Consider the following 26,034-nt stretch of genomic DNA (forward strand, 5'->3'; position numbering starts at 1 on the left):
TGCCACCACCTACAGCCCCTTCGGTGCACTTTTGGAATTGGAGCGGGGAGGTATTGGCCCTATTACCTATGGGAGGGCCGGACGAGGCGGGGTAGGGGGTCATGCCCCTTGCTGCATGGTCACCAGCTGAATCCTGTGCTGATGGTTGCTGGTGTTGCTGTTTGTCCTGCTCGTGCGGCTCGTGCTTCGGCGAGTGTCATGGTGGATTTCCACCTGTTGCAGTCTCGGCACATGAGGTGCGTGTTGCCCCGGTCGAGTGGTGAGCCGCCTCTGACTCTTGGTATGTCCTCGTCTACTACCGGCGACTTGGGATGCCATGCGCAGCCTGTGCATTCGGGGCGTGCGCATTTGGGTCCGTGTTTGCCGGCGATGTATTTGAGTGTTTTGTTGACGGTCATGCCGCAGAGTGCACAGTTGGTTTCTTCTGCGAGTACACGTCGGATGAGTTCGCGTCGCCTGTGTCCGTTGGCGTTGGCTGCACCCATGCGTGTGTTCCTTCGGGTGTGACTTCTAAGACCAAGTCGTCTGGGTCGAGCCAGTCTTTCTTGCGTGGCTTACGTGCGTCGTAGGTGCCAGGCTTTTTCGCGGCGGATCATGCGTCGCGTGTACCCGTGCGCCTGGAGGTAGGCGTCGATGTCGTCGGTCATTCGCCGCCTCCGATTGCGTCGTCGAGGTAGCGGCCGGTGATGGCGTGCAGTCCGATTGCGGTTGCCAGTGTTGTGCCGGGTCCGGTTGCGTAGTCGACTGCGGTGACTCGGGCGTCCATGCCTTCTTCGTCGGTGAAGCTTGTCTGCTCGTAACCGATTACGAATGAGGACACGAATCCGCTGTCTTCGCCGTTCACTTCAACTGCGTAACGCTGAACGGCTTCGTGCAGCTGCTCAATGGGGTTGTCGGTCATTGCTTATCTTCAATCGCTTCGTATGCCGCGTTGGCAACAGCCACGAGAGCGCGGTCGGACTCAGGCGGCGGTTGTTCCGGCCATCTGTTGCTTCGGACGCGGTGTGCGCTCAGCAGGTCATCGTCCGTCGGCATGTGTGAACAACTCGCTTCGAAGACGCACCGCGGCCTGTTCGGCTACGTGCAAATCGTCGAAAGTGCCGCCGTAGTATTTGCGCCCATGGTGCCGAACTACGACCCGATAGGGTTTCCCGACCTTCTGCGAAGACGGAATAACCCCACGTATACCGGTCTTGCTGCGAACAGTCGCTCCCCTCAGGTGCTCGCTGTTCTGCTTTTGAGAGGCCACGCGCAAATGCTTGGGGTTCACATAAGACGTGTTGAAACAGATGTGGTCGACGACCTGGCCTGCTTCGATTTCGCCCATGACCAGGGTCCACGCCACGCGATGCGACGTGTGGTACTTGCCGGCGACTCTAGCTCGACCGTATCCCTGCTGGTTCTTCGCGGCGCGCCAAATCCAGCATCCGTTGGTCTTGTCTACCTTGGACCAGAAGCGCGCAGCGTCTGCTTCTGAGATGTCGGCTACAGTTAGCACATCGACTCCTTCCCGAGTCGTTCAAGCCCCGGGGTGTTGGTAGCACCGCCGGGGCGTTCTCTGTTTGGTTAGTTCTCGTCGTGCTCGCGTCGCTGCGAGTAGTTGTCGCGACTCTCCCGATGTCTGCCGTCGCAGGTTGACCGGGGCCGCATGCCTCGATGGATGATCGACGGGCGCGACGAGAAGTATGTGTGGCACGACTGAGTGGGCAGAGGCGGACGATGGCCTTATCGCCTTGTCTGTTGAGCTTGCCCACTCAGTCGGCTGGTTCCCGCGAGCGTCCTGGTCGTTGAGATAACCAGGGCGAGCGGGTGCCTCTTATGCGTCCTAGAGGCGACAGGCTCTTGTTCACCACTCCGCCACTACCTGCGGGGGTCAGCGCGTCATGATCGCGCTTGCTTGTGGGTATGAGTAAAGCCACCGACCCGATGGTTGGTGGCTTTTGGTTGCGAGTTCACATGGCTGTGCCCTCTTGGTGTCGATACTAACCGATTTCGGCTGGTGTTGTCGACTGTGCTGCGTTTTCTTCTTTCGGCGTGTCGTGCTCGATGTTGGCGAAGTACCGAAGCTCGCTGATGCCCTTGATGCCTTCCCAGAGACCGTCGCAGTCCGGGTTGCCGCATTCGGCGTACACCTGTGTCACGTTGAGTCGGATCGCAAACCGGTTCTCGTCGTTGACGGTGATGCGTCGTAGCCCGCACTTGGGGCAGCTCGCTTCCCATTCGCGCCACTTGTCGGGGTTGAACTTTTTTTGGATGTCGGTCACCCACTGTTCAACCGTTTCGCATGCGATCTGCTCGGCTTCTCGTGAGAGGTGGCGGTCGCGGACACTGTTGACGTGCACTTCATGCCACTTGCCAATGGAGTGAATGACGTCACCACGTCGGTAGTCGAACATGATCCACCGGGACCATTCACCGAGCGTCCGGCTGATGCGGTCGAGGATGATCATTGCTTCTGCGTCGATTGGTACGCCTGATCCGTTACCGCCTGCTCCTGACGAGTTGCCAGTTCCGGTGATGAGCATGTCAATCAGCGCGTCATGTTCGAGCATGTGCATGCCGACGAACTTGCCATCATCGTCGTATGCGCTGACTGCTTCGGTTTGTGGCTCGGTGAGCAGGTGTACCGCTGCGGCCAGTCTGTCTTCGAGCTCTTGGGTCATTCGTCCTCCCAGGCCACATCATGTTTCGGCCAGTACGGGTATCTGCACACGTCGTCGGTGGCAGCAGTTGGGGCCACAGTCATGTCGACTGTGGCCCCTTGGTTGCTGGTTGCTTCTTCGAGTAGCCAGCGGCGGTATGTGCGGATGGTTGCTTCATCCATCGGTGTCTTCTTCCGGTCGCGGCACCACAATGGGCGGGTCGAGTACGTCGTCGCGTTGGTCAAGTACCTGCCCTACAGCACGCACGAACTCGTGCATGTCCCCACTGCCGACGTAGCGGGCGTACTCGGCGCGGATGGTGGCGAGTTGCAGGTGCGCGGGTGATGTCCACTCATTGAGGTCCGCCCCGATGCCGAGCGCTTCGTCGTGTAGTCGTTCGGCGTAACCCTGCTGCCGTTTCTCCCATCCGAATTCCCGCATGCCGCAGATCGGGCCGCAGGTAGGGCACGCGTCGTCGGTCATGCGTCTTCACCGCCGCCTCGGATGCCCTGGTTCCGCGCCCGTCGTTCCTCGGCCCGTTTCGCCTGCAATGCACGCTGTTCTGATGTCATCGCGGCGAGCACGTTAAGGGCGCTGGCGTGGAGTGATGCGGCCATGCCGTGGTCGTTCTCGCCGGTGCCGATCTTGTCGAGCTCGGCTTGGCGTTGCAGTTCGTTGACGTCGATGAACACGCACTGATCCCCGTCGAGTCGCGCCACGTTCGCGTCCATGCATGCGGTGGAGTGCGGACTGCTGATGCGGCCGCAGAACTCGTCGTGCTGGCAGATGTACTCAGACATTCGCGTCCGCTTTCCAGCAGGTGCAGGGGATGCGATGTTGAGTACAGCCACCGACAAGCCCGACCGTGCGGTGCGCGTCGGCGGCGGCACGAAGAGCGGTAGCAGCTATCCGGTGCGAGTCAATGTCCGCCTGCTCCCCAGCCTCGAACGTGTCCTCGATGCCGTCTGCGTAGCCGTCAAGCCATGCCGCCAGCGCGCGCATCTGCTCCGGCGTCACCACGGCACCTCAGCATCCGCAATCTGCCCCGCGGTCTGCCAGGACCCCTGTGCGCCCGTCTGCGCCCCGTTTGTAGCCTGCGTGTCCCACTGGGGCTGCGGGGCGGTGTTCGGGGCGGAGACGGGCTGCTGGGCGTTCTGGGGCACGCTTCCGACTCGTTCGATGCGTGGGCTGTTCAGGCTGACGTCGGCGTACACCTTGCCTTCCTGATTCGGCTCGTTCACCTTGACGCTGAGGAACCCGGACACGTTCACGATGTCGCCGATGCTCACCCCCGCGTCTTCCTTCGGCCAGATCTTGTAGTACGACCGGTACGTCTTCCCGTTCGACTCGTTCTGCTCGATGACGGAGAAACCGAAACCGGACTGATTGAGTCGGTTCACGGTGCCGTTCTTGATGCTGACAAGTGCCATTACGCTGCTGCCTTCCTTGCCCGGTACGCCGCGATGGACGCTTCGAGCTGTCTGTCGTGTTCGGTGATGTGTGCGTTGATGGTGCGGTCGGCGTCCGTGAGTTGGAGGCGGTGCACTTCGCCGGCCATGTCCTCGTCGATGGCTTCCTGGATGCGTTGCTGCTTCAACCAGTCGTGCGCGTGACGCATCTCGTGGTCCTGCCTACTGCCGGGCCGTTCGTGTTCGAGGTTGCCGTGGACGCGCATCCGTTCCCGTTCGAGCGCTACCGGGTCGATGGAGGCGATGAAGTTCGCCCACGCGTCATCGGTCATCCCGGCTCCCGTTTGCCGTACAGAGCATCGATGATCGGGTCGAGCGGAAGCCAGCCGTTACCGTCCTCGTCATCGAAAGCGTGCTCGTCCACTGCTCGCTCGATAGCTGCAACGATCTCGAACCAGCTGCGATCATCCATCTGCTCTCTCCTTCCGGTAGTGCTCGATCCACTGCTGCACTTCCGCTTCGTGTGCGTCGCGGTCGAATTCGAACGGTTGCGGTTTCGTCTGCGGTGCCGGCCACACGTCCCAGTCGGTGCCGTCAGTCACGCGGAACGTCATTTCCGAGCCGTCCGAGTTCACCGAGGCTGCGCGGGTTCTCGATGACACGTGCTTCGATTTCTGCGGCTTGTCTCGCGAACGCCTGACGGGCTTCTGCGAGACGTTCAGCGACCGGGGCGGGCAACGGCTCACGTGCAGGCCATGAGGCGTCCAGGAGGCCGCGTGCCTTCGCTGAACGCACGTCCTCCTCGATCGCGGTTGTCGTCTGCCGTGTCAGCACCCGGATCTCGTCCATGAGCACGTCCAGCGACAGGTACGGGCGCGGACTCGGTTTGCGGAAGTGTCGGCGTACGGCTTCCTTGGCGACGTCGAAGCTGACTTCGGGCAGTTCCTCCGACCACACTTCAGCGGTCGCGTCGGACAGGGCACGGTTGTCGAACCCGGCTGATATGTAGCCGAGCAGTCGACGCACTTCAGGCTTGTTCATGCTTCGATCTCCCACTGCTGTTGGTTGTTGTTGTCGTCGCGGGTCATGAACGCGAGCAGTTCGTCGTCACGGCGAGTGCCACGAGACATCTGCACGGGTGGTCTGCCCTGGCGTTGCTGAGCGAACTGCGCGTCCTTCTGCAGCCAGTTCGTGAACGCTGTGTTCCAGTTCTTTTGGCGGCGGTGATTGCGGTGTGCGTGGTCGACGAACCGTTCGAAGGTTCGCTGCTTGTCGAGGTGCAGCGAATCGGCTAGATCAATGTGCTTCTGATTCGGTCGCCAAGCATCATCAAGCAACGTCCCGGCGTCGGACGCGTCAGCGTCAGACAAAGGGTTTTCAGTGTCGTGTAGTGACGTGACGTGACGTGTAGTGACGTGGGGCGCGGAATCCGAGTGGATTCCGTCCGGATTCCGCTCGGAATTCGGGGTTACTTCCGCTTGTTTCCGCGCCTTACGTTCACGGTCACGGCGAAGCGTCCTGCCGATTTGCTCCGCACTCTTGTTCCACTTCAGGTACGAACGCACCTGGAACCCGCCGTCAACGCGCAGCAACAAGCCCACATCCAGCAACGTTTCGATGCGCTTCTCGACGCTGCGAAGGTTCACGCCGACCGCGTGACGCATCTGCAGATCCGAGATGAACCCGTCCGAATCACCGGTCGCGAGGAACGACAGGCAGCGGACGAACAGCAGCTCGGCGTGCTCCTTCGCCTCGAGGATTGAGTCGTCGAGGAAGTAGTTAGCTGCGAGTGGCGTGTACGGTCCGTTGGACTTCGGTCTTGCCACGTTCTCTCCTTCCTGTCATGCCCCGTCGTCCGCTCGTTCGAATGCGCCGCGGAGGAACGAGATGGGTACGTGTGTGCGTGTGCCGTCGAGCAGCAGCAAGTCGACTTGCCCGTCCTGATGCACGTTGGTCACTTTGATGAGTTCCCACCGGTCCGTGATGCGACGCAGCCACGTGCCGGCAATGAGACGTGGCATCGGTGTCATGGGGCGTCCTCCCGCCATTCACGCCCATCTAGGGAGTGGTGGATGTAAAGCCAGGAGTACGAGCCATCCGATTGTTTTATCGGTTCCATTTCAGGGCCGCAAATACACGATCCTTGGCTTTCAAGATCATGTTCTATGACGTCACCACTTGGATACGTATGCACATGCATCGTCATGGATTTACCGTTGCTAGGAAGCTGATCAATTGGTGCCCGAGGTACCTTGTGTAAGCGGGCGGGACGGCTTCGCTGAGTTCTCGCAGCGTCGTCCAGTCCATACCCATCGCTTGCTGCTGCACTTCGAGTGGGATACGCCACACGCCTACCTCGACGGTGCTGCGGAGGTTTGTGCGATTACTAGCAGGCGCGAACCGTGGTGTCTGCCACGAGTGATCGCACGGAATGGACATGAGCGGCACATTCGACTCGAACAGTCGATGTCGCCGCACATCGAGGCCGAAGCTCGAGCCACAGAGCTGCATCGGATCGCGCAGTGGAGCTCCGGGCACGTTCTCGATCACCCAAGGCACGTCGTACTGGTCGAGCGCTTCCTGCGTTTGCGGCAGTAAGTTGAGGTAGTTGTCTCGCCACCCCTTCGTGTCGCTGCGGCCGTAAGCGGTGAACGTCTGGCACGGCGGACTTGCATGGATCGCGTCGAACTCGTGTCCGTGCTTCGCCAGGTACTCGAGCGCGTCGCCCTGGTGGAACTCAAATGGGTAGTTCGGCTGCGGATCAATGTCCACCCCTACAACGTCGAAGCCGGCCCGGGCGTACCCGGTGCCGGCTCCACCTGCACAGCAGAACAGGTCAAGTAGTCGTGGCTTAGGCATCGTCGCCCCAGATTGCTGCGTGCATGAGTCGTTCGACGTCGCGGATGTCGAGTATGACTTTGCCGATGTCCTCGAGTGCGTGTTCGTCGATCTGGTGTCGGATGCGGCGGGTGACGTCGGTGATTGTCTCGGTATTAGGCATCAGTCACCTCTTCCACGTACAGTTGCAGCCCTGACTGCTGTCCGGGCCGGTAGACGATGACGGGCATGACTTTCTCCATCAGGTCAGGGGTGTCGTCGGGAACCACTTCGGCGTCTACGAGGCCGTCGCACAGCGCTTTGAGCGTCGGTACGACGTTGTCGGCGTCGCGACGTGTCGTTGTGCGAACGAACCAGGTGAGGGTGACGCGCACCTTGTCGCAGCGGAGCACGCCGGCTGACTTGGCTGCGTAGAACGAAGCGGCCCTGACCTGTTTGGTCAGAGCCGCTTTCTTCGCCCAGTGCATGCGCTGGTTCGCGTTGAGGGGCGGGCGATCGTACGGAAGATCAAGCGTCCACTGCATCCGCGGCCCCCTGGTGCTGCTGGTGCTGTGCTGCACGACCCGCTGCTTCGATGCGTCCGAGCACGTCGGCTGATGCGCCGGCTCCTCGTGCTGCACCGTGTAGGGCGCGGAGAGCATCAACGTCGTTACCGGCGAGCTGCAACTCTGACTGCCAATCGCGTTGTGGCGCAGTGTCTGCAAGCGGCAGCACCTTGAACGTTCTCCGCTTTCCGCGCTTCTCGAGCACGGACACCTCGACGGGGCGGTCGATGCCGCTCATGGCGGCGATCTCGATGCCGCCCACTACCTGACCGCCGAACTTGATGTCCGGGTTGCGGATGAGGGTGCAGCGCTTTCCAATCCATTCGTCTGTCTCGTCACCCCATACTGCTCCGAGCACCTTGCGCATGGTGAGGGACGGCCGATACGTCTTCCCCTGCACCTCGGCGACACTGATCAGCACCGGCTGTTCTGCGGTTCCCTCGACGGCCCCGGTGATGGTGACCGTGACAGGCGAGCTCAGGATGTCGTCAGCGTTGATCTGCTGGCTGTTTGACTGCCGCAGCTTTGAGATGTTCATAGGTACCTCACGGTGGTGGTTTCGACCGGCCCGTACTCGTCCTCATGCGCGTAGACAAGGTAGTTAGGCGGGCTGAGTAGTTGTGTTTCGGTGGGGTAGCCGGGCCAGATGCCGGCCTGTGAGCATTCGGCGTATAGCTCGAGCGCTCTCTGCACTTTCGCGGCACCCATCTGCTCCCACTCGACGTCCAACGAGTGGACGGCGACGAGGTGGGGCGCTTCGGATTCGACGACGACGAATACGAACGGGATGCGCGGGTAACCGGTTGCCTGCTCGAATGCGCGCTCGTAGAACTCCTGCTGCACGTCGTAGCCGTACGAGGCAACGGTTCGCGCGAAGCCGTCGACTGATGCGAGCTTGGCGGTCGTCTTCAAGTCCACGGCCACGGGGTCCGGCACCTCGATCGCGATCCGGTCGAACCGCGCACGCATCTCGACACCCGTGTCCTCGTCGGTGGCGAACACGGACGCTTCAGAGTGGCCGGGCTGCTCGAACAGTTTGCGTGCGGTCGGGTGCGCGAGTACTGCTTCTGCCATGCCGTCGACCCGTGCTGCTTGTGCCGGCGCGATGGGTGTCAGTCCGTTGGCGCGCTGCTCGTCAGCCCATGCGACGGTCGCGGCTTTCGTGCTGACTGACCCGGACGCGGTGACATGCTCATCCGGGTAGGCGATTGTCCCAGCGCCGACACCGAGCACCTTCGTGTGTACTGCGGTGCCGACGTCGAACGACTGCTTGCCTGGCTCCTGATGCGTGCGCCAGTAGTTGAAGCGTGCAGGGCTCTCGAGCAGCCGGCGCGCCCCGGTCGAGCTCAGGGCGCGGTGTGCGTGGTACTCGCGCTCGGTGACGTCGTAGACGATCTCATTGGTGAGCTTCACAGTGAACGCATCTCCTTCCTAAGCTGCCAGATCATCCGCATCCGCTGCCACCAGGACGGCAGGCGCGCCCATTCGTCGGTGTCGCGTCGGTCCCAGCCGGTGCAGAACGTGCCGGTCATGCTGCGTCCTTCGGTGGCTGAACGTCGCGTATCGTGGAAGGGTTGATTGCTGCGATGTCGCGCGTGCGGGTCGGCTCGGAAGCAGCGGCACGTTCTCGCAGAATCCTGGCGTTTACCGCTGCGTCGCGGATGGCTTCACGGGCGTCCTCTTCCCAGCCGATGTAGTTGTCGTCTGCGAGGGCGAACAGTTCCTCCGGTGTCAGTTCGGTACTCATGTCACTGGTCCTCTTCGTCGGTGCTGCCGGACTTCCAGCAGCGGCAAGGCTTGTCGGGCGTGCTGGTGCGGATGCAGAACGGTGTGTGCGGCGTCTCGGCGGTCGAGGTCGGCTGCGAGAGCGGGGCGCGGAGGTCTCGGGCGATGTTGTTTGCCCAGACCTGATCTGCGCGCTTCGCCAGCGATTCGATCAGCGGCACGGGCACCTGCACGGCGCGGTCGTCGGCGTTCATGCCTTGTCCAGTTCCTTGTGTCGGAGTTCGCATTGGTGCGCCCCGTTCCATGTGGGCCATTCCTCGTTGCAGTAGGTGCAGATGTAGGTGACGAATTCTTGGACCATTACTGTTCTCCTGTGCGGTCGTTTGCGATCCATTGGGATCTGCGTACTTGCAGTTCGGGCAGCAGTTCGTCGAGTTCGCGTAGGTCGAGGCTGGTGAATGCGCCGCCGTAGATGCGTTGCCCTTCGTCGTCGTACGCATCCCAGCTGCCGTCGAAGTACATGACGAACGTGCAGTCTTGCGATTCGAAAGCAATCTGCGGGTCAGTCACGGCGCTTACCCTCGCTGACTCGTTCCCACAGCTGACCGCCGAGGGAAGCGTTAAGTGCGTGCATCATGTCGCCGTCGAAACGGTGATCAGGGAACCACTTTCGCTCTTCGTCGCGGGCAACGTTTAGTACTATGCGTGCCGTCATTTCGTGTCCTCCCATATGTGTGTCACGTTGTCTTCGAGTGTTGTCATGTACTTGCGCAGTTCGGCGATATCGCGACCGTCGAGTGTGCCGGTGGTCCACGATTTGCCGTCGCGCATGAACGCCATGTATTCGCCGTCGGCATAGATCAGTAGCCGGCCGTCCGCGATGATGAGGGGTGGGTCACGGAACGACTAGGTCATGAGTTCGTCCAGAACGTGTTGACGAGCGCCCAGAACCGGATGCGCTCGATCGGTTCGAGCTCTACGTCGTCGTGCTCATCAGTGACAGCCCTAATGCGTGCCCACAGTTCCGGCGTCATCAGATGTTCCCGACAGCGAGCACCGAGAAAAGAAGAACCGCCACAAACAACGTTGCGGCGGCTTCACGGAGGAACGTGCGGAGGTGGCGTCTAGTCACCAGAGTCACGGTTCCGATCAGCGAAATGCTCCATCATGTGGATCGGAAAGAATTGCTCTGAGCACAATTGCGCGCAGATGCTGCATTCGGTCATGTTCGTCTCCTTGGTAGGTGTTTCATGTCGTCGGTGGCGCGTCGTTCACGTCCACTCAAATCACCTCCGCGTGCGTAATCGGCACGCCAGTCGTGTTGCGACGCCCAGAGAACGGTGATGACGGTCGTGCGGTCTTCGCTGACATCGAGCGAGATACGACCACGCGTGTAACACCACGCCTGATGCTTCAACGACCATCGCACGTCGGTGGGGTGTTCGAAACCGGCGCGGATCTCAGCGCCGGTGACGTTCATTTCGAGCGCACGGTCAAGCGCATGATGCGAGACGGTGAATGGGAGGTCGTCGGTCACAGCGCGTCCGCTTTCCAGCAGGTGCAGTCCCGTTCGTTCTTCGTCCATGTGGATTGCGGGTCGACTAGCCAGCAGGAAGAGTCGTGCGGGGCGTCCTCGATCGCGGCGCGCAGCCCCGCAACCACCTCCTCGTACCCGCCCGCACGGTTCTCGCTGATCGCCAGTTCGGCCCGCAGCTGGTCCACCTCGTCAGCGGCAGCGCGAAGGCTGGCATAGGCTCGATCGAGTTGCGCCATGGGCATCGGGCCAAGCAGGGCATCTGCTCGTTCGCGCAGCGCGTCCGTGTCCACCGGGTCAGTCATGATCTCTCCGCAGGTTTGGTCAGGTCATAGATCATCAGTGCGTCAAGGAGCCAATGCGCGGTTGTGAGGATCCCCGCGATATGACGTCCGCAAGCGAAGTAGCGGATGATCGGCGCGAGGTGTTCCGGGTGGTCGTCCTCGAACTCCCCGATCGACCAGCGAGCGAACGCGTTGCAGCGGTCGCAATGTGGGTAGTAGGGATTCGGATCGTCCACAGATGACAACGCCCATGACGGCTTGCGTCCCGGCTCATTCATCACGGTCCTCCTGGGGTGCGGTGTCGGCGGTGAGGAGCTGCTCGAGCACGTCGTGCGCGAGCGAGCCGAGTTCCTTCGCGGTCCAATCGGTCTGGTCGTCTTCGTGGACGCTGACGAAAGTGCGCTGGCATCGGGTGAGTTCGAGGACGAACTCCTCGATGAACTGTTCACGAGTGGGAACGGTCATTGGTCAGCCCTCTTCGTCGGTGCTGCCGGACTTCCAGCAGCGGCAGGGGTTTTCGGGTGTGCTGGTGGTCACGCAGAACGGCGTGTGCGGGGCCGCTTTGAGTTGGTCGGCGGCGGAACGGAGAGCAGCTGCGGAACCGCTAAGCGTCATCGCCACGTGCGGTTCGTCGAAGTCCATTGCTCGCGACTCTGCCATCTGCGACAGATGCTCGGCCAGCGCGCGCATCTGCTCCGGCGTCACAGTGTTGCCCTTGTGTCGGCAACGGTGCGGAGGACGTAGATTGCATTGCTGACCGCCGGATCGTCCCAGTTCATGCTGAACAATCGGTCGGCAGCTTCGTGCATCTGCTCCGGGGTGAGGGCGGTCATCGGAGTGCCGCCTTCTCATAAGCCTTCCAACCAGCCCGGAAATCACGTTCCGCGTCAGGGTCGTGGTCGGACAGATTCGCCTGCTGATACGCCCCAAAAGCATCGTCGCGATCAGTCTTGCTCGGCAGTTCGATGTACGCCTTACCGTGACGGGCGGCCTGCAAGTTGAGGAACCGGTCGTATCGCTTCGGGTCTCTCCAAGCCATCCACCTGATTGACGCCTTGAGGATCGCACTGAGCAGAGCGCCACCAAGGTAGATTGCCGCGAAAACGATCACGATGTTGATGAGGATGCCGACCGTATCGGCGGTGATGTTGATGGTCATGCTTCCGTTCCTTCCGCTCGGGCTAGCACGCTCGCCGCCCAATGCTTGAACTGGCTGTCATCGATCAACGCGTGCGCTTGCGCAATCGCGTCCGGGGTGGGGGTCATGCGGCACGACCAGACGCCTGCTTACGGGCCGAACGCAGATCCGTGTCACGCTTGCACACACGGCACCGCAACCGTCCCGCCGAGTTCCGGTAACCGTGCTCACTGCGCTGATGGCCGTGCTTGCATTCCACGTTCGGGTCATGCTTCGGCGGCTTCTTCGTCCACGCTTCCCGGGCTGTCGGGTTGAACGCGGACACGGACGGTGCGAGACCGAGCATCTGCAGGAACATGACACGCTCATCCGGGTCAGCTGTATGCGCGTCAACATGCGCCGTCATCGCGTCCGCCTGCTCGTCGGTTGCTTCGAACGCGATCGTCCACTTCTCACCCGGGAACACGCGGCCATACATGTCATCCGCGGACTGACTGTTCATGCTGCTGTCTCGATTCGTCGTGTGGCGATGGCACCTTCGCTCGCCTCGTACTGACTCATGCGCTTCAACGCCTCAACGACCGCAAGCTCTTCACTGGTGGTCATGATGCGGAACTTGCGGCCCGTGATAGCCGTGACCTCGAAGATGTGGGCGGTCATGATTGCCTTGCGTTCTGGAAGACGATCCCGATGACTAGCTGCTCGGCGGAGGCTTCGGTCCAGCCGGCGTTGATGAACTGGTTCTTCATGCCGGTAAACATCTCTACTCCCTTCGCTGCGTCCTCCATCGCTCGGGCCATTTCCTCGGTGGTCATGCTGGAACCTCCACGTATCCGTAACGGCCGACCGTCTTCCCGTGCGAGCTCTTCGTCGTGCCCACCTTCTGCAGACGCTTATCGAGACGGCGGGCATCCGAGCAACGCTTGCGAACCGATTCCCAGTCGCAGACAGGCCAGTTGAAGCCGTCGAGGTGGCGGAAGTACAGGTCAGCGATCTGCTCGTCCGAAGCGGGGCCGAGCGTGTACAGCCAGATCACCGCCTCGAGTATGATGTGCGCCTGGTCCGGGTCGTACGCGGCTGCGGACTCGGACGGGTCGGAGGATCTGGCGTTCGTGAGCATCAGGCGGCTCCTTCAACTTCATTGCCCCAACTTGACCAACCCTCGCGCGTACTGCGCGCGAAGAGTTCTAGCCGACGTCCCGTCGTGACTCTCTCAACCATGCTCGTGAATTCTTCTGGTTTTGCACTGTGCCTAGTTCGCGGCGCGAGAATAACGTTCCCCTCTCGCAGATGCGCAGGGATGGATGCCTTGCCCCGAGTTGCGTACAGCACATGCTCGGTCGCGCCACGGAAATACCACCCCATGCCGCCGCGTGTCGGCTCGCCGGTCTTGGTCGTTTTCACCCAGGTCAGCACTGTCCGAAATTCGAAACCCCACGCCTTCGCAATGTCGGCTGGCGTGAGCGACGAGAACCTTCCCCCGAACGTTCCTGGATTGGTGAACCACATGAAGAGGTGAGCGTGTGAGGCTGCAACGTCGCGAACGGGGAGATCAATCAGTTGCTCGTTGGTCATGGTCGGGTAGTGCAGATCTACCGTTCCCGAAGCGGATTTGACGGCCCCCTTGCTGCCGGGATTCTTTTGATACAACCAAGGTGGGTCCGCAACGATCACATCGAACGGGCCAGTGGGGAGCGGCTTGTACAGATCCATGGTGCGTTCCCTTCGTCAAGTTGTGCGTGTGTGTTTGGTGGGTGCCTCCGCCGCGATTCGAACGCGAACAACCCCGGAAACGACTCGGAGGCTGGGTAGGTCAGTAATCGGTGCAGGTTGGGTCGTCGGCGATGCACACGAAGAGGTGGATCGGCCAACCTGCGTCACGACACTTCTCGCACTGGTCGGGGAACATCACGTCGTGGATTCGGTCGAAAATCGGTGTGGCGTACATGGGTGCTCTCTTCTGATTGCTAGTCGTTGGTTTGTTGTGCCCTATCGCCGATTCGCACGGCTCGCAGTCGACGCTGCGTTCGCTTTCGCTAGGGCTGATGGGTCAAGCAGCGCGATGCATGTGACGAGCGATCACAGACAAGACGTCACGGTTAGGCTCGAACCACTCGCCTTCGAGTTGGTGGTCCATCAGCTCACGGTGAATGTCTGCTTCTAGTGCGAAGCTGCCATCGACCACTCCCAGGATGACCAGCGGCTTAGCAGAACCGGTCTGCAAGGTCTTTAGCCGCTTGTCGAAGTTCCTCGTAGCGCCGATCTTGATGTACCCGTTTTGCTGCTCCTGCAGGAAGTAGACCTGCACTGGCATCTCGGTACGCATGCGCCGAGCATGCAGCTTCAGTTCAAGCTGCAGCTCATCAAACAAAGCCCGCACAAACTCTGGGTGCGCATAGGCCGTCTGGCGAAACTCGTAGTACCCAGGGCCAACACTGGCCTCGATGGCAGTTCGAGCCATGGAATCGAAGCCGCGGCCAAGTTCTTCTGCTGACATGTTCACGTGGCCGCAGCCGGAGTCGAACCGGAAGCCGCCGCCTGCCGGCAGGGACATACCTGCCGGACGTACGCACCTGGCGCGCCTTCCTAGGCGGCTCACCATTTCGCTGCTTGTAAGGGACCCAGCAGCCCGAAGGCGGCTTGGGATTGCTTCCCGCGTATCTCGCAACCAGATGCTTGTCTGTGTTCTCGAATCGCCCCGTACGTGGAGGCCTCACCACCGATCAACGCCTGCCTGTGACGGGGGCTACTGGTGGATCGCGTGCCGCGCTCCGAGCGCGACAAGTAACGCCCTGGTTGGGCGTACGAAGTTGCCGAGTGCTAAGCGGCAGGTCTTTCAGTAGGAAGTGACTCGAGCCAGCGCTCGCCTTCCTTCTTGGTGATGATCGGCTTCCGTCCCGCCTCAGTGGGAAGGGAAGGGATCAGGTCGCCCCTGTTGATCGCCTTGCGGATCGTGTCGACAGAAACATCGACAGCAACCGCGAAGTTCGGGATCGAGTAGGCGAGCTTGTCGAGCTGGTTGCTCATGCTGCCTCCTGGCTAAACGCGTCATCCAAGGAGAGACGCAGAAAGCCGCTGACATGCACCAGCTCGGCAACCGTGAACTCCGCATCGCCGTGAAGGCGCTCGGACAGGTCGACGAGGGTGATGTCAGCGGCTTCCGCGACACTTGCCTCAGTCTCACCACGAGCGGTCATCGCGGAGCTGATGCTCCGGATGACTGCCGAGGTGGCTGCTCTTCTCTCCATGTCTTGAACATTACTCCCAAGATCTTGCGAGTGCAAGCATGTACGGGGAGTTTTTCGTCAGATTTTGGGACTGATGTTGCTAGTCTGGGGACGTGCCAGCTTCGAAGTACGCCATCAACCGCGCCCTAGCGCTCGAGATAAAGGCCGCGTACGTGCGGAAGGGCATGACTGCTGCCCAAGTTGCTGAGAAGGCAGGGTTCAGTACTGGGACCATGACCCGGATCTTGGCCGGCGAGGACATGCCCGTCAGTCGCCTCTATCTGATCGCTGATGCGATAGGTGTTGCCGCGGTGGATCTGGTCCGTGCTGCAGTAGACAACGCAGTAGACGACGAGTGAGAAACGAACAAGCGCCCCCACCCAGATCGGGTGGGGGCGCTTGTTCGTGTTCAGTGTGCCAGTAGCTGCGACATGCGGCTCATGCCTTCCCTCAGCCGCTTGTCGTTGCCATGAGAACGATAGGCGCGGGACATGGCGACGGTTGAGTGTCCGACAACCCGAGTGATGTCCGCCTCGGACACCTCTGCCTCGTAAAGCAGGTCGACCGTTGCATGCCGGGCGTCGTGCAACCGGGCGTCCTGTACACCTGCTGCTGCGAGCAAGTCGTGCCAGGCCTTGTTGTCGTCCTTGGGGTCAATCGGTGTGCCATCGAGGGGGAGCGGCTGGCCGGTTTTCCGGTCACGTTTCGGCTCGGCGGTCCACACGAGCCCGTACGGGTTCGGTTCCGACGCGGCCATCTCGATCCGTCGTTCGATAATTGAGCGCAACGGTTCAACAAGTGGAACGAGACGCATGCCGGCGGAGGACTTGGGGCGAGACAGCCACAACCCACCGGTTAGGTGCCGGTGCTCCCAGTCGGCGGGCGCATTGAGCTTCCGTTTGTGGCAATCCGTCCCGCGGATGCGACCACACGTGCCATCGCATCCGTGTGCCCAAGTGAGGCGCTGCAACTGCCAAGAGACGTCAAGGACGTCGGAGACACGGTTGACCTCGAGTCCGAGCAGTTCACCCTGCCGGGCTCCGGTGAGAAGCGCAGCGGCCCACCGCGATCCCATCCGGGCGTTCTGCTCTTTGGCAGCCTCGAGCAGAATCGCCACGCCGTCTTCGGCATTGAGCGTGACGAGATGTGTTCGATCTCGCTTCGGTGCGTCCGTCAGCGTGGCGACGTTACGGGGGATGCGACCTTCTCGTTCCGCGTCTCGCAGCGCGGTTGACAGCACCCGGTGCGCTTGGAGAGCCGTCGTCGACGAGATGGGCTTGCCCTTGTTCTTGCCCTTCTCCTGCACCTTGGACGTGATGATCTGGTGCATGTTGCGGACGTTCTGAGCGGTGAGCTTGTCGAGTCGGATGGTACCGATGGCGGGGATGATGTGGTTCTCGATGAGGCCACGCTGCGTCGCGGCCGTCTTGGGGCGCACACGCAACGTGTGCATGTTGCTGAACCAATACCGCAGCCAGGACTCAAGCGTCTGGGATGCGGTTGGCATGTCGCCGGTCTTCTCAAGGTCGTTCTGAAGTTCACGCAGCTTCCTCGCTGCAACCTTCGGGTCCTTTGCCCGTACGACCTTCCGGCGACGGGTGCCGTCGTGAGAGGGGAGTTCGACGATCGCGGTCCAGTACTGCAGTGGCTTGCTGGTGTCCTTGGGGACCCTGAAGAGGGCTCCGCTGCCACGTGGTCGCATCTTGTCTCCGCTCTACTTGTTGCTGCGTGTTGTGCCGTTGGCGGGGTCGCCGTTGACCCCTACTGCTCTTCTGGCGTGGCGGTACTCCTGGCCGCGCATGGTGTTCTCCTGGTGGTGTATCCGTGTAGCCGTGCGGTGTATCCGACGACTCCAGCACGTACTGGCTTGTACGAGCATGTACTGGATACTAAACCACATGATCCGCGCGTTTGTCCACAAGATCTTGGCAACAAGATAGCTACGGATCAGAAGGTTGGGGGTTCGAGTCCCTTCGAGCGCACCACACGAGAAGGCCCCGTCGCACTGCGGCGGGGCCTTCGTCGTTCCCGGGCGTCGTCGCTGCGTCGGGCGGGTTGGGTCGAGTCGGGTCGGGCCGGGGGTCGCGCACGCCCTCGATGGAGCAGACGATGTCGCCCGCCGGGAGCCCACCCGACGCCTTCTGCTCCACTGACGCCGCACGCGCACCGAGACGGCTCCGCAGCGGGGTGTGCAGTGTGCACGGATTCACGTGCCCGTAACGACGACCTGCACGTTCTGCCGCTCCTGCCCCGTCACTACGGTTGCCCCAACCCGGTCGCCCGACCGGCACCCCTTCCCCAGGAGCATCCCGATGGCCAGTGCAGCGTCAGCACCACCAGCCCCGTCCGTCGTCGTCGACGACTACTCCCTGTCCCGCGTCCCCACCACCGCCCGCTACGGCTGGTTCCAGGTGGCCGTCCAGCGGTTCGGCCAGATCTCCGCCCTGTCCCAGTTCCTCCTCGGCGCCACGCTCGGCTTCGGGATGGGGTTCTGGCAGGCGTTCTGGGCGATCACCCTCGGCGCCGTGATCCTCGAGATCGTGTCGGTCTTCGTCGGCGTCATCGGCATGCGGGAGGGACTGAACACCTCGGTCATCGCGCGCTGGACCGGGTTCGGCAAGGCCGGGTCCGCCCTCGTCGGCCTGGCGATCGGCCTGAGCCTGATCGGCTGGTTCGGCATCCAGTCCGGTGTCTCCGCGGCCGGGCTCGTCGCGATCCTGCCCGTGCTGCCGGCGTGGGCGTGGTCGCTCGTCTTCGGGCTCCTCGTCACGGCGATCGTGCTCCGCGGGTTCCACTCGATGCAGTGGCTCGCGAACGTCACCGTGCCGCTGTTCCTCATCCTGGTCGGGGGGTGGGCGGTGGTCGTCGAGCTGAGCAAGCACTCGATCGCCGAGCTCGCCGCCAAGGCCCCCGCCGGCCCCGAACTGAGCTTCGTCGCCGGCACCACGCTGGTCGCGGGCGGCTTCATCGTCGGCGCCGTGATCACCCCGGACATGACCCGCTTCAACCGGTCGGTCGGCGACGTCGTCAAGCAGACCGCGCTCGGCGTCACCCTCGGCGAGTACGTCATCGGGCTCGCGGGGGTCCTGCTCGCCCACGCGGTCGGCTCGTCCGACATCACCCGCGTGATCACGTCGAGCGTCGGCTGGGTCGGCATCCTCGTGATCCTGCTCGGCACGTTCAAGATCAACGACTGGAACATCTACAGCTCGAGCCTCGGCGTCACGAACTTCATCGACGTCGTCTTCGGCAAGCAGGTGAACCGTGGTGTCGTCACCCTCGTGCTCGGTGTCGTCGGCTCCGTGCTCGCTGCGGTCGGCTTCCTCGGCGCGTTCACCCCGTTCCTCATCGTCCTGGGCGTCGTCTTCCCGCCGATCGCCGGCATCATGGTCGCCGAGTACTTCGTCGTGAAGCGCTGGCGTCGTGAGCTCAGCGACAGCGAGTCGCTGCCTGCGACGAGCCCGACGTGGGTCCCCGCCACGCTCGTCATCTGGGTGATCGCCTCGGTCATCGGCTACTTCGTCACCGTGGGCATCCCGTCGATCAACTCGGTCGTGATCGCCTTCGTCCTGTACGTGGTCGCCGGCAAGGCGGGCTGGGTCCGCGGCGTCGGTGTCAGCCGCACCGAGCAGGCGCCCACCGTCGCGGCGGCGGCCCCGGCCACGCCCGCGCCCGCCCCGGCGCCCTGAGACCGACGGTCGGCGTTCCCCCCACGTCGACCGTCGCCGACGTCGACCGTGCCGCGGCCTCCTGATCCGGCCGCGGCACGGCCGACGCCACCCGCTCCACCATCCGCACCACCCCGAGAGGACCCCCATGCGCATCGGCATCGACGTCGGCGGCACGAACACGGACGCCGTCCTGATGGACGGCAGCACGGTCGCCGCGGCCGTGAAGCGATCGACGAGCCAGGACGTGACCTCCGGCATCGTCGCGGCGCTCGCCGGGCTCCGCGAGCAGCGAGACTTCGGGTCCGCCGACGTCGACGGCGTGATGATCGGCACGACGCACTTCATCAACGCGCTCATCGAGGCCCGCGGGCTCGCCCCGACCGCGGCCGTCCGGCTCGGACTGCCGGCCACCGCCTCGCTGCCGCCGTACACCGACTGGCCGGATCGACTCGTCGGCGCCGTGCAGGGCCGGGCGTTCCTCGCGCACGGCGGCCACGAGTTCGACGGCCGGGTGATCTCCCCGCTCGACCCCGAGGAGCTCAAGCGGCACGCCGCCGCGATCGCCGCAGCCGGCATCCGTTCGGTCGCGATCTCGTCGGTGTTCTCGCCGATCAACGACGAGTTCGAGCAGCGTGCCCAGGAGGTCCTGGCCGCCGAGCTCGGGCCGGACGTCGCATTCTCGCTGTCGAGCGAGATCGGCCGCATCGGCCTGCTCGAGCGGGAGAACGCCACGATCATCAACGCCGCGCTCCGGGAGCTCGCCGACACCATCGTCGACGGGCTGTCCGGCTCGGTGGCGTCGAGCGGCATCGAGGCGCCGCTCTTCCTCAGCCAGAACGACGGCACCCTGATGGACGTCGAGTACGCCCGGCGCTACCCGGTCGCGACGTTCGCCTCCGGCCCCACGAACTCCATGCGCGGCGCCGCGGTGCTGTCCGGCTTCGACACGTGCGCGGTCGTCGACGTCGGCGGGACCACGAGCGACGTCGGCGTCCTGACCGGCGGGTTCCCGCGCGAGGCCACCGGCGAGGTCGCCGTCGCCGGGATCCGCACGAACTTCCGGATGCCCGACGTGCTGTCGATCGGCATCGGCGGCGGGTCCCGCATCCGCGAGGACGGCGCGGTCGTCGGACCGGACTCGGTCGGGTACCGCCTGGTCGACGAGGCACTCGTCTTCGGTGGGGACACCCTCACCGCCACCGACGTCGCGGTCCGCGGTGGCCGGGGCGCGGTGGGCGACGCCGCACGGGTCGCCGGGGTGCCCGCCGAGGTCGCCGAGCGGGCCCTCGCGGTGATCGCCGAGCGCGTCGCCGACGTCGTCGAGCGCATGCGCACCTCGTCCGCGCCGCTGCCCGTGGTCGCGGTCGGCGGGGGATCGGTGCTGTTGCCGGACACCCTGCCCGGGCTCGGCACCGTCCACCGGCCCGAGCACTACTCGGTCGCGAACGCGATCGGCGCCGCCATCGCGCAGGTGTCCGGCGAGGTCGACAAGGTCTACGCGATCAGCGACGGCAAGCGGTCCGCGGTCGTCGACGAGGCCCGGCAGGAGGCCGTCGACCGCGCCGTCGCGGCCGGCGCCGACCCGAGCGTCGCGATCGTCGACTTCGACGAGGTCCCGATCCCGTACCTGCCCGGCAACGCCACCCGCATCCGGGCGAAGGCCGTCGGGGACCTCGCGCTCGGGGCCCTCGTCCGATGAGCACCGTCGAGAGCCCGGTCGAGACGCTCGCGGGCACCCGGCCGCTCACCACGATCGACGGTGACTGCTCCGCGCTCGCCCGGGGCGCCGCGATCCTCGGCACCGGCGGCGGCGGCGACCCGTACATCGGCCGGCTGCTCGCCGAGGCCGCCGTCCGCGCGCACGGCCCGGTGCCGGTGGTGCAGGTCGAGGACCTGCCCGACGACGCCGTCGTTCTCAACGTCGCGATGATCGGCGCGCCGACCGTGATGGTCGAGAAGACCCCGTCCGCAGGGCAGTTCGCCGAGGCGGTCCGCAGCCTGGCCGCGCACCTCGGGGTCACGCCGACGCACATCGCGTGCATCGAGGTCGGCGGGGTCAACTCGACGAGTCCGATCGTCGCGGCGGCCGAGCTCGGCCTGCCGCTCGTCGACGGCGACGCGATGGGCCGCGCCTTCCCGGAGGTCCAGATGGTCCTGCCGACGCTCGCCGGGGTCCGTGCGACGCCGATGGCGCTCGCGGACGAGAAGGGCAACTCGGTCGTGTTCGACACCGTCGACAACCGGTGGGCGGAGCGGCTCGCCCGCACCGCGACCGTCGAGATGGGCTGCTCCGCGATCACCGCGAACTACGCCATGAGCGGTGCACAGGTCCGCGACTCGTACGTCCGCGGCAGCCTGTCGCTGTGCGTCCGGCTCGGGGAGGCACTGGTCGACGCGCGCGCCGCGAACGAGGACCCCGTCGACGCGGTCGCGTCGGTCCTGGGTGGTCGGGTCGTCTTCACCGGCAAGGTCACGGACGTCGAGCGGAAGACCGTCACGGGGTTCGCCCGCGGGACCGCCCACCTGACCGGGTCGGGCAGCGACACCGGCCGGGAGGCACTGCTCCGGTTCCAGAACGAGCACCTGCTGGTCGAGGTGGCCGGGTCGGTGCGCACCACAGCACCGGACCTCATCGTCACCCTGGACGCCGACACCGGCGAACCGATCACCACCGAGGGCCTGCGGTTCGGCGCGCGCGTCCGGATCGTCACCGCGCCGGCCGACCCGCGCTGGCACACCCCGGCGGGCCTCGCGCTCGCCGGCCCGAGGTACTTCGGCTACGACACCCCGGCGGTCCGCCACGACGGCACCGTCAGCGAGGGAGAGCACGCATGAGCTGGACGATCGACGTCGACGACCTGCCCGACCTGGCCCGGGGCGCGGCGATCCTGGGCACCGGCGGCGGCGGCGACCCGACGGTGGGGATGCTGCTCGTCCGCGCGGCGATCACGGAGCACGGCCCCGTCACGATCCTCGACCCCGACGAGGTCCCCGACGACGCCCTCGTCATCCCGACGGCGCAGATGGGTGCCCCGACCGTCGTGCTCGAACGACTCCCGTCGGGCCCGGAGCCGCTCGGTGCCCTCCGGCGGCTCGAGCAGCACCTCGGCCGCACCGCGAGCGCGACCATGCCCATCGAGTGCGGCGGCATCAACTCGATGATCCCGCTCCTCGTGGGGGCCACCGGGGGACTGCCGGTGGTCGACGCGGACGGCATGGGCCGCGCGTTCCCGGAGCTGCAGATGGAGACGTTCTCGGTGTACGGCGTCCCCGGGTCGCCGCTCGCGATCAGCGACGAGAACGGCCACGGCGTCGTCATCGACACCGGGCACGACAACCGCCAGATGGAGTGGCTCGCCCGCGGCGTCACGATCCGGCTCGGCGGCGTCGCGTACATCGCCGAGTACGCCATGACCGGACGCCAGGTCCGCGAGACCGCGGTGCCGCGCACGTTGTCCCTCGCGCTCGCCGTCGGTCGTGCCGTGCGGGTCGCCCGCGAGGAGCACCGCGACCCCGTCGAGGGCCTCGCCGAGGCGTTCTCGCGGACGATCTACACGCACCTGCGCGAGCTGTTCGACGGCAAGGTCGTCGACGTCGAGCGCCGCACGGTGGACGGGTTCGCGAAGGGCCGCGCGACCGTGCAGGGCGCCGACGGATCCGAGCTCGAGATCGCCTTCCAGAACGAGAACCTCGTGGCGCGACGCGACGGCCGGCTCGTCGCCGTCGTGCCGGACCTGATCTGCGTCCTCGACGCGGAGACCGCCGAACCGATCACCACGGAGCGGCTCCGGTACGGGCAGCGCGTCCGGGTGGTCGGGGTCTCGACGCCCGACCTCATGCGCACCCCGGAGGCACTCGCCGTGTTCGGGCCCTCGTGCTTCGGGCTCGACGACGCCTTCGTGCCCGTCGAGGACCTGCACGAACGGGTGCCGGTGGGGGCGCGCTGAGCCGCGCCGATGCGCGAGGATCGACGGTGTGCACCAGGGCGAGCAGCGTGACGGAGCCGTGACGAGCCTCCAGGCCGTCGACGTCGACGACCTCGGACGCGGCACCGCGCTGCTCGGGTGCGGTGGTGGCGGTCAGGTCGACCACATGCTGCACGCGCTGCGGACCGCGCTCGGCGCGGCCGCGGTGCCCGTCGTGCCGCTGGACGGCGCCTTCGGGTCGGTGGTGGCGGTCGGGCTGATCGGGTCCACGACCGTGCTCGAGGAGAAGACCCCGAGCGGTCGTGAGCTGACGGACGCGCTCGCGGCCGTCGAGCGCTGGACCGGTCGGCGGGCGGACGCCGTCGTCGCGGCGCAGATCGGCGGGGTCACCGGACCCGCGGCCGCGCTGACGGCCGTGGCGGCCGGGCTGCCGCTCGTCGACGCCGACCTGGTCGGTCGGGCGACGCCACGGATCGACCAGCTGTCCCTGTTCGTCGACCCGGTCCCGGTCACCGCGGCCGCCGTCACGTCGAGCGGGCTCCGCATCGTCGTCGACGCCCCCGACCCGAGCGACCTCGAGACGGTGTGGCGCGAGGCGGTGTCGCACAGCGGCGGGTGGGCGGCGTTCGCGATCGGCCCCGTCGACGCCGGGACGCTCGCGGACCGCGCCGTCCTGGGCAGTGTCAGCCGCGCGCTCCGTGCCGGACGGGCCGCTGCCGGGGCGCGCGACGTCGGCGCGCTCGCGGCCGCGGTCGGTGGTCGGCTGGTCGCCCACGGTCGGGTGCTCGACGTGCAGCGCGGGGGCGACGCCGTGGCCTTCGTGCACGGGTCGATGGCACTGCAGGACCTCGGGTCGGGGGCCGTCGTCCGGGTCGAGGCCGGGAGCGAGTGGGTGCACTGCCTGGTCGACGGTGAGCCGGTCGCGGCCACCCCGAGCTGCATCGTCGTCGTCGACGCACGGTCCCTGCGGCCCGTGGCGACCGACCGCGCCCGCGTCGGCGACGAGCTCGCCGTGCTCGTGCTCCCGGGGGCCCCGTGGTGGTGGGCGGACCCGCGCCGGACGGAACGGGTGTCGCCGCGGGCGTTCGGCATCGACGCCGACCCCGTGCCGGAGGTCGTCGCGTGATCCCCGTCGCGGAGTTCCTGCCGCTGCTGCCGCCCGGTACCGAGGTGCTCGTCGGACCGGTGACCGGCACCGTCGCCGCGGTCCGCGGGGTCGTCGGCACGCCGGAGCAGGTCGGCCGGACACTCACCCCGCAGGACGACGCGGTCGTGCTGCTCACCCCCGTGGCCCGCTTCGACGCCCGGTTCGACGTGCTGCTCCGTCGTGCCGCGTCCGCCCGGGTCGCGGTCCTCGTCGTCGCCGTGGCCGAGGACACCCCGCTGCCCGGGCCGGGGACCGCGGCGCTCGCCGACCGGCTCGGGGTCGGGGTGCTCGCGACGCCCGACCCGTGGACGACGTCGGTGCGGGTGCACGAGCTGATCGGCACCGGCGACGCCCCGGCCGCACGGGCCGCGGTCGTCGCCGCGCGCGCCGGGCTCGACGCCGGCCCCGAGCTCGAGGACCTGTTCACCCGGCTCGAGGCGGACCTCGGGCACCCGGTGCGGTTCCTCGACGCCTCCGGTCGACCACTCCGCGGGGCAGGGGTCGCGCCGTCGACGGCCGCGCTGCTCGCCCGGACGGTCGGCACGAGCGAGCCGGTGTGGGCGACGGACCCCGGCGACGGCGCCTCGTCCGGCGGTGCTGGCTCGTCGGGCGACGCTGCGTCGTCGGGCGGCGCTGCGTCGTCCGGTGGTGCTGGCTCGTCGGGCGGCGCTGCCGAGACGGTCGTCGCCGTGCCGGTGCCGACCGGCATCGGGCCGCGCGCCTGGCTGGCCGTCGGGCTGACCGCGCCGCTCCGCGCCGAGCGGGCCACGCTCGCCACGGCGCTGCGGGTCGCGGCGGTCGCGGCCGGGCACCGCCTCGTGCTCACCCGGCTCGACGACGAACGCGACGCCCGCTACCGGATGGCGATGCTCGACGACCTCCGCACGGCCGACGGGGCACCCGCGCCGCCGCTCGTGCAGCGCACCATCGCCGCGGGGTGGCAGCTCGACGCGTGGCACGTCGGCATCCGGCTGGTCGCCCGCGGACCCGTCGACGCCGTCGCCCTGCGCCGCGAGGTCGAGATGGCCTTCGACGGCGAGGGCCTGGACGTCGTCGTGGTCGAGCAGACCGACGGCTGGGCGCTCTGGTGCTCCGTGCCGCACGAGCCGGACCGGGCCGCCGTGGCCGCCCTCGCCGCGTCCGTCCGGTCCGCCCAGAACGCGCTGCGCTCGGCCGTCGACACGAACGCCGGCGTCGGGAGCGTGCACGCCGGGCCCGCCGGACTCGTCCGGACCCTCGGCGAGGCCGGCGACGCCGTCCGCCTGGCCGCCGCCCGGCCCGAGTCGGGATGGTTCGTGCACGTCGACCGCCTGGGGCTGGCGCAGTTGCTGCTCGCGTGGACGCAGACCGACACGTTCCTGCCGGCGGCCGAGCAGCTCCTCGCCCCGCTCGAGCGCGGCGGGGGAGCGCTCCGCTCGACCCTGGCGGCGTACCTCGACGCGGAGTCGTCCGTCGCCGAGACCGCGGCCGTGCTCGGGGTGCACCGGAACACCGTGGCGGACCGGATCGACCGGGTGCAGCGGCTGCTCGGCGTCGACCTCGGCGACCCGGAGACCCGGCTCGCGCTGCACCTGGCGACGCGGGCGCTCGGCGGGGCGTAGCGCCGGTCAGCCCGGCCAGGACTCCTGCGACCACGAGCCGTCCGGGCCCCGCTCGTAGGCCGTCCGGTGGCTCGCGGCGTCGATCGCACCGCGCCAGAACACCATCCGATGCGGGGTCAGCGCGTACCCGGCCCACGTCGACGGCGGATCGAGCGCAGCACCACCGCGCGATGCCGTGAAGTCCGCCCAGACCCGTCGCCGGTGCTCGCCGGCCCACGTCGACGGCGGATCGAGCGCAGCACCACCGCGCGATGCCGTGAAGTCCGCCCAGACCCGTCGCCGGCGCTCGGGGTCACGCTCCGCGGCCTCGCGGTCGTTCACCCACGCGAGCACCTGCAGGTCACCCC

Annotated in this window: 45 protein-coding genes; 7 read left to right on the top strand and 38 right to left on the bottom strand. The window is 65.7% G+C overall.

The genetic code is table 11. The features are described 5' to 3' along the window. Nucleotides 1–643: 643 nt before the first annotated feature. The 36 genes from HUN59_RS05210 to HUN59_RS05375 form a co-directional block, all read right to left on the bottom strand. Nucleotides 644–901, bottom strand: coding sequence for a hypothetical protein (locus HUN59_RS05210; protein ID WP_174777733.1), 258 nt, complete (start codon nucleotides 899–901; stop codon nucleotides 644–646). Nucleotides 902–1,018: 117 nt separating this feature from the next. After that, nucleotides 1,019–1,498 (bottom strand): HNH endonuclease signature motif containing protein, encoded by a 480-nt coding sequence (locus HUN59_RS05215; protein WP_174777734.1) that lies wholly within the window; start codon nucleotides 1,496–1,498, stop codon nucleotides 1,019–1,021. A 484-nt stretch (nucleotides 1,499–1,982) separates the two neighbouring features. Next, nucleotides 1,983–2,663 (bottom strand): DUF7341 domain-containing protein, encoded by a 681-nt coding sequence (locus tag HUN59_RS05220; RefSeq protein WP_174777735.1) that lies wholly within the window; start codon nucleotides 2,661–2,663, stop codon nucleotides 1,983–1,985. A gap of 153 nt (nucleotides 2,664–2,816) precedes the next feature. Continuing rightward, nucleotides 2,817–3,125, bottom strand: coding sequence for a hypothetical protein (locus HUN59_RS05225; protein WP_174777736.1), 309 nt, complete (start codon nucleotides 3,123–3,125; stop codon nucleotides 2,817–2,819). Then, the gene (locus tag HUN59_RS05230) at nucleotides 3,122–3,442 is read right to left on the bottom strand and encodes a hypothetical protein (RefSeq protein ID WP_174777737.1); all 321 of its coding nucleotides are present in this window, start codon (nucleotides 3,440–3,442) and stop codon (nucleotides 3,122–3,124) included. The genes HUN59_RS05225 and HUN59_RS05230 overlap by 4 nt, the downstream gene beginning before the upstream one ends. Continuing rightward, nucleotides 3,435–3,659, bottom strand: coding sequence for a hypothetical protein (locus tag HUN59_RS05235; RefSeq protein WP_174777738.1), 225 nt, complete (start codon nucleotides 3,657–3,659; stop codon nucleotides 3,435–3,437). Before HUN59_RS05235 ends, HUN59_RS05230 begins: the two co-directional genes overlap by 8 nt. After that, nucleotides 3,656–4,072, bottom strand: coding sequence for a hypothetical protein (locus HUN59_RS05240; RefSeq protein ID WP_174777739.1), 417 nt, complete (start codon nucleotides 4,070–4,072; stop codon nucleotides 3,656–3,658). Before HUN59_RS05240 ends, HUN59_RS05235 begins: the two co-directional genes overlap by 4 nt. Beyond that, nucleotides 4,072–4,383: a hypothetical protein gene (locus HUN59_RS05245; protein WP_174777740.1), complete on the bottom strand. Its 312-nt coding sequence runs from the start codon at nucleotides 4,381–4,383 to the stop codon at nucleotides 4,072–4,074. Before HUN59_RS05245 ends, HUN59_RS05240 begins: the two co-directional genes overlap by 1 nt. Then, nucleotides 4,380–4,523, bottom strand: coding sequence for a hypothetical protein (locus HUN59_RS05250; protein WP_174777741.1), 144 nt, complete (start codon nucleotides 4,521–4,523; stop codon nucleotides 4,380–4,382). Before HUN59_RS05250 ends, HUN59_RS05245 begins: the two co-directional genes overlap by 4 nt. Further along, nucleotides 4,516–4,653 (bottom strand): hypothetical protein, encoded by a 138-nt coding sequence (locus HUN59_RS05255; protein WP_174777742.1) that lies wholly within the window; start codon nucleotides 4,651–4,653, stop codon nucleotides 4,516–4,518. Before HUN59_RS05255 ends, HUN59_RS05250 begins: the two co-directional genes overlap by 8 nt. Continuing rightward, on the bottom strand, nucleotides 4,646–5,092 hold the full coding sequence (locus HUN59_RS05260; protein WP_174777743.1) for a hypothetical protein: 447 nt from the start codon (nucleotides 5,090–5,092) through the stop codon (nucleotides 4,646–4,648). Before HUN59_RS05260 ends, HUN59_RS05255 begins: the two co-directional genes overlap by 8 nt. Further along, a complete protein-coding gene (locus tag HUN59_RS05265; RefSeq protein WP_174777744.1) occupies nucleotides 5,089–5,877 on the bottom strand; it encodes a hypothetical protein in 789 nt (262 codons plus the stop codon). The genes HUN59_RS05260 and HUN59_RS05265 overlap by 4 nt, the downstream gene beginning before the upstream one ends. Nucleotides 5,878–6,253: 376 nt before the next feature. Then, nucleotides 6,254–6,910: a DNA cytosine methyltransferase gene (locus HUN59_RS05270; RefSeq protein WP_174777745.1), complete on the bottom strand. Its 657-nt coding sequence runs from the start codon at nucleotides 6,908–6,910 to the stop codon at nucleotides 6,254–6,256. Beyond that, nucleotides 6,903–7,052 carry a hypothetical protein gene (locus HUN59_RS05275; RefSeq protein ID WP_174777746.1) on the bottom strand — a complete coding sequence of 50 codons (150 nt, stop codon included), beginning with the start codon at nucleotides 7,050–7,052 and terminating at the stop codon, nucleotides 6,903–6,905. Before HUN59_RS05275 ends, HUN59_RS05270 begins: the two co-directional genes overlap by 8 nt. Further along, a complete protein-coding gene (locus HUN59_RS05280; RefSeq protein ID WP_174777747.1) occupies nucleotides 7,045–7,413 on the bottom strand; it encodes a hypothetical protein in 369 nt (122 codons plus the stop codon). The genes HUN59_RS05275 and HUN59_RS05280 overlap by 8 nt, the downstream gene beginning before the upstream one ends. Then, nucleotides 7,397–7,972, bottom strand: coding sequence for a hypothetical protein (locus HUN59_RS05285; protein ID WP_174777748.1), 576 nt, complete (start codon nucleotides 7,970–7,972; stop codon nucleotides 7,397–7,399). The genes HUN59_RS05280 and HUN59_RS05285 overlap by 17 nt, the downstream gene beginning before the upstream one ends. Next, the gene (locus HUN59_RS05290; RefSeq protein WP_174777749.1) at nucleotides 7,969–8,847 is read right to left on the bottom strand and encodes a PD-(D/E)XK nuclease-like domain-containing protein; all 879 of its coding nucleotides are present in this window, start codon (nucleotides 8,845–8,847) and stop codon (nucleotides 7,969–7,971) included. The genes HUN59_RS05285 and HUN59_RS05290 overlap by 4 nt, the downstream gene beginning before the upstream one ends. Continuing rightward, complete coding sequence (locus HUN59_RS19935; RefSeq protein WP_302691006.1) at nucleotides 8,844–8,966, bottom strand: hypothetical protein; 123 nt, start codon at nucleotides 8,964–8,966, stop codon at nucleotides 8,844–8,846. Before HUN59_RS19935 ends, HUN59_RS05290 begins: the two co-directional genes overlap by 4 nt. Continuing rightward, a complete protein-coding gene (locus HUN59_RS05295) occupies nucleotides 8,963–9,181 on the bottom strand; it encodes a hypothetical protein (RefSeq protein WP_174777750.1) in 219 nt (72 codons plus the stop codon). The genes HUN59_RS19935 and HUN59_RS05295 overlap by 4 nt, the downstream gene beginning before the upstream one ends. 1 nt (nucleotide 9,182) lies before the next feature. Continuing rightward, nucleotides 9,183–9,413 carry a hypothetical protein gene (locus HUN59_RS05300; RefSeq protein WP_174777751.1) on the bottom strand — a complete coding sequence of 77 codons (231 nt, stop codon included), beginning with the start codon at nucleotides 9,411–9,413 and terminating at the stop codon, nucleotides 9,183–9,185. Between the two features lie 106 nt (nucleotides 9,414–9,519). Then, the gene (locus tag HUN59_RS05305) at nucleotides 9,520–9,729 is read right to left on the bottom strand and encodes a hypothetical protein (protein WP_174777752.1); all 210 of its coding nucleotides are present in this window, start codon (nucleotides 9,727–9,729) and stop codon (nucleotides 9,520–9,522) included. Between the two features lie 652 nt (nucleotides 9,730–10,381). Then, nucleotides 10,382–10,696, bottom strand: coding sequence for a hypothetical protein (locus HUN59_RS05310; RefSeq protein ID WP_174777753.1), 315 nt, complete (start codon nucleotides 10,694–10,696; stop codon nucleotides 10,382–10,384). Further along, entirely contained in the window at nucleotides 10,693–10,998 is a 306-nt protein-coding gene (locus HUN59_RS05315) for a hypothetical protein (RefSeq protein WP_174777754.1), read from the bottom strand. Before HUN59_RS05315 ends, HUN59_RS05310 begins: the two co-directional genes overlap by 4 nt. Then, entirely contained in the window at nucleotides 10,995–11,258 is a 264-nt protein-coding gene (locus tag HUN59_RS05320; RefSeq protein ID WP_174777755.1) for a hypothetical protein, read from the bottom strand. Before HUN59_RS05320 ends, HUN59_RS05315 begins: the two co-directional genes overlap by 4 nt. Beyond that, a complete protein-coding gene (locus HUN59_RS05325; RefSeq protein ID WP_174777756.1) occupies nucleotides 11,248–11,442 on the bottom strand; it encodes a hypothetical protein in 195 nt (64 codons plus the stop codon). Before HUN59_RS05325 ends, HUN59_RS05320 begins: the two co-directional genes overlap by 11 nt. A 3-nt stretch (nucleotides 11,443–11,445) precedes the next feature. After that, nucleotides 11,446–11,682 (bottom strand): hypothetical protein, encoded by a 237-nt coding sequence (locus HUN59_RS05330; RefSeq protein WP_174777757.1) that lies wholly within the window; start codon nucleotides 11,680–11,682, stop codon nucleotides 11,446–11,448. Next, a complete protein-coding gene (locus HUN59_RS19940) occupies nucleotides 11,679–11,810 on the bottom strand; it encodes a hypothetical protein (protein ID WP_302691007.1) in 132 nt (43 codons plus the stop codon). The genes HUN59_RS05330 and HUN59_RS19940 overlap by 4 nt, the downstream gene beginning before the upstream one ends. Then, nucleotides 11,807–12,136: a hypothetical protein gene (locus HUN59_RS05335; RefSeq protein WP_174777758.1), complete on the bottom strand. Its 330-nt coding sequence runs from the start codon at nucleotides 12,134–12,136 to the stop codon at nucleotides 11,807–11,809. The genes HUN59_RS19940 and HUN59_RS05335 overlap by 4 nt, the downstream gene beginning before the upstream one ends. 103 nt (nucleotides 12,137–12,239) lie before the next feature. After that, entirely contained in the window at nucleotides 12,240–12,617 is a 378-nt protein-coding gene (locus tag HUN59_RS05340; RefSeq protein WP_174777759.1) for a hypothetical protein, read from the bottom strand. Continuing rightward, nucleotides 12,614–12,775, bottom strand: coding sequence for a hypothetical protein (locus HUN59_RS05345; RefSeq protein ID WP_174777760.1), 162 nt, complete (start codon nucleotides 12,773–12,775; stop codon nucleotides 12,614–12,616). The genes HUN59_RS05340 and HUN59_RS05345 overlap by 4 nt, the downstream gene beginning before the upstream one ends. After that, complete coding sequence (locus HUN59_RS05350) at nucleotides 12,772–12,930, bottom strand: hypothetical protein (protein ID WP_174777761.1); 159 nt, start codon at nucleotides 12,928–12,930, stop codon at nucleotides 12,772–12,774. Before HUN59_RS05350 ends, HUN59_RS05345 begins: the two co-directional genes overlap by 4 nt. Next, nucleotides 12,927–13,235: a hypothetical protein gene (locus HUN59_RS05355; RefSeq protein WP_174777762.1), complete on the bottom strand. Its 309-nt coding sequence runs from the start codon at nucleotides 13,233–13,235 to the stop codon at nucleotides 12,927–12,929. Before HUN59_RS05355 ends, HUN59_RS05350 begins: the two co-directional genes overlap by 4 nt. After that, nucleotides 13,235–13,828, bottom strand: coding sequence for an MT-A70 family methyltransferase (locus HUN59_RS05360; protein WP_174777763.1), 594 nt, complete (start codon nucleotides 13,826–13,828; stop codon nucleotides 13,235–13,237). Before HUN59_RS05360 ends, HUN59_RS05355 begins: the two co-directional genes overlap by 1 nt. Nucleotides 13,829–14,165: 337 nt before the next feature. Further along, nucleotides 14,166–14,669, bottom strand: a complete 504-nt coding sequence (locus HUN59_RS05365; protein WP_174777764.1) for a GIY-YIG nuclease family protein — start codon at nucleotides 14,667–14,669, stop codon at nucleotides 14,166–14,168. Between the two features lie 266 nt (nucleotides 14,670–14,935). After that, nucleotides 14,936–15,142 carry a hypothetical protein gene (locus HUN59_RS05370; protein WP_174777765.1) on the bottom strand — a complete coding sequence of 69 codons (207 nt, stop codon included), beginning with the start codon at nucleotides 15,140–15,142 and terminating at the stop codon, nucleotides 14,936–14,938. Then, a complete protein-coding gene (locus HUN59_RS05375) occupies nucleotides 15,139–15,363 on the bottom strand; it encodes a hypothetical protein (RefSeq protein WP_174777766.1) in 225 nt (74 codons plus the stop codon). Before HUN59_RS05375 ends, HUN59_RS05370 begins: the two co-directional genes overlap by 4 nt. A gap of 92 nt (nucleotides 15,364–15,455) precedes the next feature. On the opposite strand from HUN59_RS05375, the gene HUN59_RS05380 reads away from it, so the two are divergent. Further along, nucleotides 15,456–15,701 carry a helix-turn-helix domain-containing protein gene (locus HUN59_RS05380; RefSeq protein WP_174777767.1) on the top strand — a complete coding sequence of 82 codons (246 nt, stop codon included), beginning with the start codon at nucleotides 15,456–15,458 and terminating at the stop codon, nucleotides 15,699–15,701. A gap of 50 nt (nucleotides 15,702–15,751) precedes the next feature. On the opposite strand, the gene HUN59_RS05385 is transcribed toward HUN59_RS05380, so the two are convergent. Continuing rightward, the gene (locus tag HUN59_RS05385) at nucleotides 15,752–17,044 is read right to left on the bottom strand and encodes a tyrosine-type recombinase/integrase (RefSeq protein WP_174777768.1); all 1,293 of its coding nucleotides are present in this window, start codon (nucleotides 17,042–17,044) and stop codon (nucleotides 15,752–15,754) included. 610 nt (nucleotides 17,045–17,654) lie between these two features. Between HUN59_RS05385 and HUN59_RS05390 the strand changes: the two genes are divergently transcribed. The 6 genes from HUN59_RS05390 (at nucleotide 17,655) to HUN59_RS05415 (ending at nucleotide 25,687) form a co-directional block, all read left to right on the top strand. Next, nucleotides 17,655–19,031, top strand: coding sequence for a purine-cytosine permease family protein (locus tag HUN59_RS05390; RefSeq protein WP_174777769.1), 1,377 nt, complete (start codon nucleotides 17,655–17,657; stop codon nucleotides 19,029–19,031). A gap of 127 nt (nucleotides 19,032–19,158) precedes the next feature. Beyond that, entirely contained in the window at nucleotides 19,159–20,712 is a 1,554-nt protein-coding gene (locus tag HUN59_RS05395; protein WP_174777770.1) for a hydantoinase/oxoprolinase N-terminal domain-containing protein, read from the top strand. Then, complete coding sequence (locus HUN59_RS05400) at nucleotides 20,709–21,848, top strand: DUF917 domain-containing protein (RefSeq protein ID WP_141862505.1); 1,140 nt, start codon at nucleotides 20,709–20,711, stop codon at nucleotides 21,846–21,848. The genes HUN59_RS05395 and HUN59_RS05400 overlap by 4 nt, the downstream gene beginning before the upstream one ends. Beyond that, nucleotides 21,845–22,960 (top strand): DUF917 domain-containing protein, encoded by a 1,116-nt coding sequence (locus HUN59_RS05405; protein ID WP_174777771.1) that lies wholly within the window; start codon nucleotides 21,845–21,847, stop codon nucleotides 22,958–22,960. The genes HUN59_RS05400 and HUN59_RS05405 overlap by 4 nt, the downstream gene beginning before the upstream one ends. A gap of 28 nt (nucleotides 22,961–22,988) precedes the next feature. Beyond that, entirely contained in the window at nucleotides 22,989–24,065 is a 1,077-nt protein-coding gene (locus HUN59_RS05410; protein ID WP_174777772.1) for a DUF917 domain-containing protein, read from the top strand. Then, nucleotides 24,062–25,687 (top strand): PucR family transcriptional regulator, encoded by a 1,626-nt coding sequence (locus HUN59_RS05415; protein WP_174777773.1) that lies wholly within the window; start codon nucleotides 24,062–24,064, stop codon nucleotides 25,685–25,687. Before HUN59_RS05410 ends, HUN59_RS05415 begins: the two co-directional genes overlap by 4 nt. A 6-nt stretch (nucleotides 25,688–25,693) precedes the next feature. On the opposite strand, the gene HUN59_RS05420 is transcribed toward HUN59_RS05415, so the two are convergent. Next, the coding region (locus HUN59_RS05420; RefSeq protein WP_302691009.1) for a pyridoxine 5'-phosphate oxidase C-terminal domain-containing protein at nucleotides 25,694–26,034 on the bottom strand (341 nt) is incomplete at its 5' end.

The sequence above is a fragment of the Curtobacterium sp. Csp2 genome (genome assembly GCF_013347165.1).